Origin of the sequence: Mycobacterium sp., from assembly GCF_035653355.1 — a bacterium.
Lineage (GTDB): Bacteria > Actinomycetota > Actinomycetes > Mycobacteriales > Mycobacteriaceae > Mycobacterium.
In genome coordinates this window covers 1-7,000 of the sequence record NZ_DASRBZ010000384.1, presented here as the reverse complement: position 1 = coordinate 7,000, position 7,000 = coordinate 1, and the positions used below count along the sequence as shown (strand labels likewise).

General features: G+C 67.7%; 7 protein-coding genes and 1 pseudogene. 2 read left to right on the top strand and 6 right to left on the bottom strand.

Going from position 1 to position 7,000, the window contains the following annotated elements:
* Positions 1–25: 25 nt before the first annotated feature.
* Both VFA16_RS13345 and VFA16_RS13340 read left to right on the top strand, forming a co-directional pair.
* Entirely contained in the window at positions 26–1,009 is a 984-nt protein-coding gene (locus VFA16_RS13345) for a ParB/RepB/Spo0J family partition protein (RefSeq protein ID WP_324968274.1), read from the top strand.
* A 417-nt stretch (positions 1,010–1,426) separates the two neighbouring features.
* Positions 1,427–2,155, top strand: coding sequence for an acetyltransferase (locus tag VFA16_RS13340; protein WP_324968273.1), 729 nt, complete (start codon positions 1,427–1,429; stop codon positions 2,153–2,155).
* Here VFA16_RS13340 and VFA16_RS13335 read toward each other — a convergent pair.
* From VFA16_RS13335 to VFA16_RS13310, 6 genes and pseudogenes are all read right to left on the bottom strand, one after another.
* Positions 2,142–3,362: an N-acetylmuramoyl-L-alanine amidase gene (locus VFA16_RS13335; RefSeq protein WP_324968272.1), complete on the bottom strand. Its 1,221-nt coding sequence runs from the start codon at positions 3,360–3,362 to the stop codon at positions 2,142–2,144. The genes VFA16_RS13340 and VFA16_RS13335 overlap by 14 nt on opposite strands.
* A 135-nt stretch (positions 3,363–3,497) precedes the next feature.
* Positions 3,498–3,845 carry a thioredoxin gene (gene trxA / locus VFA16_RS13330; protein ID WP_324968271.1) on the bottom strand — a complete coding sequence of 116 codons (348 nt, stop codon included), beginning with the start codon at positions 3,843–3,845 and terminating at the stop codon, positions 3,498–3,500.
* Positions 3,842–4,843: a thioredoxin-disulfide reductase gene (gene trxB, locus VFA16_RS13325; protein ID WP_324968270.1), complete on the bottom strand. Its 1,002-nt coding sequence runs from the start codon at positions 4,841–4,843 to the stop codon at positions 3,842–3,844. Before trxB ends, trxA begins: the two co-directional genes overlap by 4 nt.
* A gap of 94 nt (positions 4,844–4,937) precedes the next feature.
* Positions 4,938–5,687, bottom strand: a complete 750-nt coding sequence (locus tag VFA16_RS13320) for a hypothetical protein (RefSeq protein ID WP_324968269.1) — start codon at positions 5,685–5,687, stop codon at positions 4,938–4,940.
* 74 nt (positions 5,688–5,761) lie between these two features.
* A complete protein-coding gene (gene sigM, locus VFA16_RS13315; protein ID WP_324968268.1) occupies positions 5,762–6,358 on the bottom strand; it encodes an RNA polymerase sigma factor SigM in 597 nt (198 codons plus the stop codon).
* Positions 6,359–6,426: 68 nt separating this feature from the next.
* Positions 6,427–7,000: pseudogene (locus VFA16_RS13310) on the bottom strand (murein biosynthesis protein MurJ); the annotation flags it as partial.

Below are 7,000 nucleotides of genomic sequence, written 5' to 3'. Positions count from 1 at the left end.
AGCCACCAGCAGCGGAGGGACGAGCATGAATCAGCCATCACGCAAACGAGGCGGACTCGGCCGCGGCCTGGCCTCCCTGATCCCCACCAGCCCGCCCGACGGAAGCGCCGACACCAGCCTGGGACCGCGCATGGGTGATGCGGCCGCCGACGTGGTGCTCGGCGGCAACGCCCCGGTGAACGGCAACGCGGTCGGCGCGGTCTACCGCGAGATCGACCCCGCACTCATCGAGCCGAACCCCCGCCAGCCGCGGCAATCGTTCGACGAAGAGGCACTCGCGGAACTCGTGCACTCGATCCGGGAATTCGGGCTGATGCAACCGATCGTCGTGCGGGCGTTGGACGGCTCCCAGAACGGCACCCGATACCAGATCGTGATGGGGGAGCGGCGTTGGCGTGCCGCCCAGCAGGCGGGCCTGACCGCGATCCCCGCGATCGTCCGGGAGACCGGCGACGGCAACATGCTGCGCGATGCCCTGCTGGAAAACATCCATCGCGTGCAGCTGAATCCCTTGGAAGAGGCCGCGGCCTACCAGCAGCTGCTGGACGAATTCGGCGTCACCCACGACGAACTCGCGGCGCGCATCGGCCGGTCCCGCCCGCTGATCACCAACATGATCCGGCTGCTGAAGCTACCGATCGCTGTTCAGCGGCGGGTGGCCGCCGGTGTGCTGTCCGCCGGACATGCCCGTGCGCTGCTGGCGCTGGAGGCCGGCCCGGAGGCTCAAGAGGAGCTGGCAGCCAGAATTGTCGCCGAGGGCCTGTCTGTGCGTGCGACGGAAGAAGCGGTGACATTGGCCAACCGCGGTGACGGTCCTGCGCCGGCCCAGCCGAGGCGCAAGCCGATCCAGATGCCGGGCCTGCAAGACGTTGCTGAGCGGCTCTCCGGCGCGTTGGATACGCGCGTCACGGTCAGCCTTGGCAAACGTAAGGGCAAGATCGTGGTGGAGTTCGGCTCCGTCGACGACCTACAGCGCATCGTCGGGCTGATGGACGCGGCCCAGGCATGACCAACGACACGGTGTAGTTCCGTCACTGTGACGGGGGGCAGGTTTGGGCCTGATGCCACCGCCGGATTGCGCTGCAGCGCAGTAGTTTTCGGCTTGGCTTCCGTGCCGGGGTCACCGAGCGGTTGTACTGGCCGGGCACCGACTACCTCTCCTATCCTGGAGGGGTTGTAGCCGGATATCCGGCTGTGGACGGTGCGGGCCGCGCTTGCTGAATTCCAGCCAGCGGAGACCGGCGTGATAAGGAGCAAGGCACGTGGCACACCCCTGCGACGGCGCGGGCCGGACAGCCCGAGCGGCGGGGATCCCGACAGCGCCCTGGCCGCGAAGACGGCGGGGGTCATCAGCGATAACCATGCGTGTGCCGGTGGCCCGGGTAGGGTCATCAGCGCCAGCACCGCGTGGAGGCCTGGGAGTCTAGTGTCTGCCCGAATCACACCGCTGCGGCTCGAAGCGTTCGAGCAGCTGCCCAAGCATGCGCGGCGCTGTGTCTACTGGGAAGTCGACCCCGCGGCGCTGCGCGCCGACGACCACCTGGCCGACCCCGAATTCGAGAAGGAAGCCTGGCTGTCGATGGTGATGCTGGAATGGGGCTCATGCGGCCAGGTGGCGACGGCGGACCCGGCCGAGTGCGGAAGCAGTGAACCTCCCTGCCTGGGGTACGTGCTGTATGCACCGCCGCGAGTGGTGCCCCGGGCCCAGCGCTTTCCCACTGCTCCGGTATCGGCCGATGCGGTGCTATTGACGTCGATGGGGGTGGAGCCCCAGGCAGCCGAAGAGCTGCGGCACAGCCTCGTCGCTCGAGTGGTCGACGAGTTGGTGCGCCGCGGCGTTCGGGCGTTGGAGGCATTCGGCCGCACCGCGGCGGTCAGCGAGCTGCAGGATGCGCGCACCGCGGAGCCGGAGATCCGGCCGGTGCTGGCTGCCGTCGGTGACTGTACGGTGGACCACTGCATCATCGACGCGGATTTCCTGCAGGCCGCTGGGTTCGTCGTGGTGGCGCCGCACCGGTACTTTCCGCGGCTTCGCCTGGAGCTGGATAAAGGCTTGGGTTGGAAGGCCGAGGTGGAAGCGGCGTTGGAGCGGTTGCTCGAGAATGCGCAGTTGCAGCAGCCGGTGGCGGCGGGGGCGTCGGCTATGAGCCGCTGAGCCGGCTCGCCTGCTCCACTGCGAGCTCGTGGGCCAGTAATTCGGCAAATGTGAACGTGCCGGTTGGGCGGTCGTTTTTGCCGAGCAGGTAGAGCCGCTTGACCGCGGCGAGGATGCCTTCGGCGATGGCGTCTCGGGTCTGCGGGGTGACCAGTTTGGCTCGGTCATGCGGGTTGGTGATGTAGCCGATGTCGACTTGAACGGTCGGCATTCTGGTGAGCCGCAACAGATCCCACGTTCGGCCGTGAATGCGGCAATCGCGTAAACCGGTGCGCGCCACTACTTCTCGCTGGATGAAGTCGGCAAGCATGCGGCCGATGGTCGAGACCGATCCGTGTGAATTGCCGAAATGGAAGGACGCCACCCCGTTGGCCGATGGGCTGGCGAGGCTCGCGCAGCGCAGGCTGATCATCAGATCAGCGCCGACGGCGTTGGCGGTGGCCGCCCGCTCGGCATCGGCCGGGCTGTGGTTGGGCGGGCGGGACAAGAATGTCTCCATGCCGATGGCAGTCATCCGGCCTTCGAGCCGACTTGCCAAGTCCCACAATATGTCTGCTTCGCTGATGGGTCCGGCTGTGCCTTGGGTGATCAGTCCGTGGTCGGCCCCGCCGCGGCCGGGATCGATAATGATCCGCTTGCCAGACAGTTTCGGGCCGGAGCGACGGACGAGCTCCTCTTCACGAATGGCGTGCGGGGAGCCGCCGGTAACTCGCGATGCGAGAAAATCCAAGGATCGCAACGTTTCTGGGCCGCAGATGCCGTCGGCGTAGAGACCGTATTCGCGTTGATACGACATCAGCGCATTGTGCGTCTGCAACCCGAAGTATCCGTCCACCAGGCCGGTGTAAAAGCCGAGATCTTGCAGCCGGGACTGCAGCGTGGCGACGTCGTCGCCGTACATCGGCGCGCCGAACTGATGAAATAGTGTACGGGCGCCGAGCCGGTAGGACGCTTCCTTTAGCGCGCGATACGTCGCTTCGCCGACGATCCCGTCCACCAGCAGCCCGCGTTGTTGCTGAAAGGCTCGCACCGCCTGGTCGAGCTCGGCGTCGAATACGTCCGGCGCCACTTGTTTTCCGGTGGTGAGGTCTGCCTCGGGTCCGTCCAGATATCCCAGCGATGCCAGCGTGGCGCGGATCTCGGTAACGGCAGCGCTGCGGTCGCCGCAGCGTAGCTCGTCGCCGACGCCACGATGCGGATTCGACATGCCAGGACCCTCCGGTGAGCCAGCCCGAATGGAGCTGCCGATGCTTGACAGGCTAGGCGGTATTGTCGCAGACGCTTCTCGAATTCAGGAAAACGCCAGGCCAATCACCGTCGAGATCCTGGCGGCCGAACTGTCTTACTGGGGGCTGGGGACCACGTCGGAAAGCTCGCGCAGCAGCGCGGCCTTGCCCTTCGCGCCGACGATCCGTTTGACGGGCTGACCATCCTTGAACAGGATCAGCGTAGGGATCGAGACCACCTGGAAATCGCGGGCGGTCTCCGGGTTGGCGTCGACATCGAGTTTGGCGACCGTGAGCTGTCCGGCTTTTTCGGCGGCGATTTCCTCGAGCACTGGCGCCACCATCCGGCACGGCCCGCACCACGTGGCCCAGAAGTCAACCAGCACAGGCGTTTTGCTGGACAACACCTCCGTCGCGAAGGAAGCGTCGGAGACTTCGACTGGGGCGCTGGTGTTCTCGGTCATTGCGGTACTCCAATCAGATCGGTGTCGGTGCCGGCCTGGGTTTCGGTGGCCCCGCCGGATTCTGCACGCTCGGCCAGCCAACGCTCGGCGTCAATCGCCGCGGCGCACCCGGTGCCGGCGGCGGTAACGGCCTGCCGATAGCTGCGGTCCACCAAGTCGCCGGCGGCAAACACACCGTCGACGGAGGTGCTCGTGGTGGGTTGCTTCACCAGCACGTAGCCGTCCTGGTCGACATCGACCGCGTCGCGGACCAACTCCGAGCGCGGGTCGTGGCCGATCGCGACGAACACGCCGGTCACAGCCAGCTCGGATTCTTCGCCGGTGATCGTGTTGCGTAGCCGCAGCCCGGTGACCGTGGTGTCGCCCTCGACGGCGGTGACGACGTGGTTGGTGACGAACCGGATCTTGTCGTTGCTGCGGGCGCGGTTGAGCATGATTTTCGACGCCCGGAACTCGTCGCGGCGGTGCACGATCGTCACGCTGCGGGCAAAGCGGGTCAGGAAGGTCGCCTCTTCCATCGCCGAGTCGCCGCCGCCGATCACGGCGATGTCCTGGTCGCGGAAGAAGAACCCGTCACAGGTCGCGCAGGAACTCACGCCCCGGCCGAGCAATTCCTGCTCGCCGGGAACGTGCAAATAGCGGGCGGCTGCGCCCATCGCCAGGATGACGGCGCGGGCGTAGTAGGTCTGCCCCTCGGCAGTCACGACGGATTTGACCGTACCCTCCAGGGAGACCGATTCGACGTCTTCCATCCGCAGATCGGCGCCGAACCGCTGCGCTTGCTCGCGCATTTCGTCCATCAATTCCGGGCCGGTGATGCCGTTGCGAAAGCCGGGGTAGTTCTCCACCTCGGTTGTCGTCATCAGCGCACCGCCGAACGAGGTGCCCTCGAACACCAGTGGCGCCAGCTGCGCCCGCGCTGCGTAAATGGCTGCGGTGTAGCCAGCGGGGCCCGATCCGATGATCATCACGTCGTGCACAGTGCGGGGGGCGGTCATACAGGCCTTTCGCGTAAGAAAGCCGCTACCGGCTTGGAACAAAACGACTTCACGACTATGAACGCCAGCGTAGGCGGTGCTGTTCCGCGCACCGCTACGGGCGGGCAACGGCGGTGCTGGCCAGCAGACCGGTGTCGGCTGCGCTGCAGTTGGGTGCCACTGCCAGCGCGGTCAGCCGGTCGGGGCTATCCCCGGGAAGCACCAGCAACACGGCTGACCGGCCGCTGACCTCGACGGGCCGCGCGCCCAGCACCTCGGTGGCCCCCGGATAACCCAGTCCGGTCAGGCATGAGGCGCGTCGGCCGGGGTCGCTCAGCGGGCCATAGTCGGGGCCGCTCGCGAGCAGTCCCAGGATTTCTGGAGCCGACAGCGCAACCGTCGCCGGTGGCCGCGACACCGTGATGTGCTGGACGGTGCTCGGCGCGCTCGGTGTGGACGGTGGACTGTGCAGCAGGGCCACGGTGCCCACCCCGACCGCGGCGATTGCGGCGGCGACGCCGGCTGCGGCGGCAACTTTCCGCGTCGGACGGCTGACCGGTCGCAGTGCGTGGGCGGCGCCGGGGCGGGGCGCGGAGCGCAGCGCGGCTGTGATGCGGGCAACGACAGCCGGGGGAGTGCCCGGCGCCGATCGCGAGTCGGCGCCCAGCGCGGCGACATCGCGACGGACGTGGTTGAGGGCGCGCAGCGCCTCTTGAGCCGCCGGATCGGCGCGGATTTGCTTTCGCACCCGCGCCGCCTCGTCGTCGTCGAGCAGACCGGCTTGCAGATCGGCGAGCAGCTCCACCGTCAGCGGCGGGTCGGCGCCCTCGCCATCGTGCGCAGCGTCGTTGTCAGCGTCAGCCATCCGCCCCAGTGTCCGTTATGCACAGGCTGACCGCTATGCACACGCCGGACCACGACGCAGAAGACGTCGCGGCGCTAATGCCCCTGGCGGCGGGCGGAATCGGCGACGGGCTCGACGGCGAGGTCGGTCGCGAGGTAACCGAGCAGCGCGGCCAGCCGGGCCCGCGCGCGGGCACATCGGCTTTTGACGGTGCCTTCGGCGACACCAAGCAAGCGGGCGGTGTCGGCGATGGAGTAACCCTGCATGTCGACCGCGACCACCGCGGCGCGCTGCTCGACGGGTAGTCGCATCAGCGCCCGCTGGACCGCGATCGCGGTTTCGACCTGGGCGGTCCTGTCAGGCACCGCGTGGACGTCGTCCAGCGGGGCCGTCGGATGAGCCTTGCTGCGGCGCAGCCGATCCAGACAGGCATTAACGACGATGCGGTACAGCCAGCTGCTGACTGCGGCGTCGTGCCGGAACGAACCCGCACCGCGATGCGCCGAGAGCATTGCGTCCTGCAACGCATCCTCGGCGTCCTCGTGATTGCGGCTGGTCAAGCGGGCAAGGCGATGCAGCTGGCGGTGATGACGGTGGAACAGCTCGGCGAAGGCGTGGCGGTCGCCGGCGACGTGATCGGCCAGCAGTTCGGCGTCGCTGCGTTGCCGCCGAACCGGCGCTTCCAAACCCACGGCCGGACAGTAACGAATCGCCGGGTACGCAGCACTTCACCCCAAACAGGCTGGTTCGTTGATTGGAGCTAGGACGCGGCCTGCACTGTGAGCTCGGAGATTTCGGCGCGGTGTTTGCCGCCGGTGCTTCCCAGCGTCGAGATCCACACCAGCAGGTTCGACGTCGGCGACGCCGCCTTGACCGGGATGCTGTTGTGACCGGGTTGCAACGTCGTTGGCGGCGTCAGCACCGCGGTGTCGTCCAGCCTGGCCGGCGTCGGTGTCGGCGACGAGCGGAGCTCGACCTTGGTTCCGGTGCTGGCGGTGTCGATGGTGACGTTGCCGACCACCGTGGGCGTCGGCAGCTGCAGTAGCAACCCGACACCGCTTTTGAAGGTGGGGAACGGGACAGCGTCGTTGTAGGTGTCGGTCGTCCAGGCGGTGGCCGGATCGCCGTCGATCGCCAGGCCGGCTTGGCCCGGGGAGTCGGGGTCGCCGCCCGGGGAGAAGACGGTGGCCTTCGCCGGTTTGACCGTGCTGCCCGCGGCAGCCGAACCGCCGGCCCCCGTCGCGCTCGACGACGGCGCATTCAGCCCCAGCCGGTCTTTGTCGAGGCCACCGCCGAGGTCGCCGAACATCCGGCCCAGCACGGACGCCAGCAGC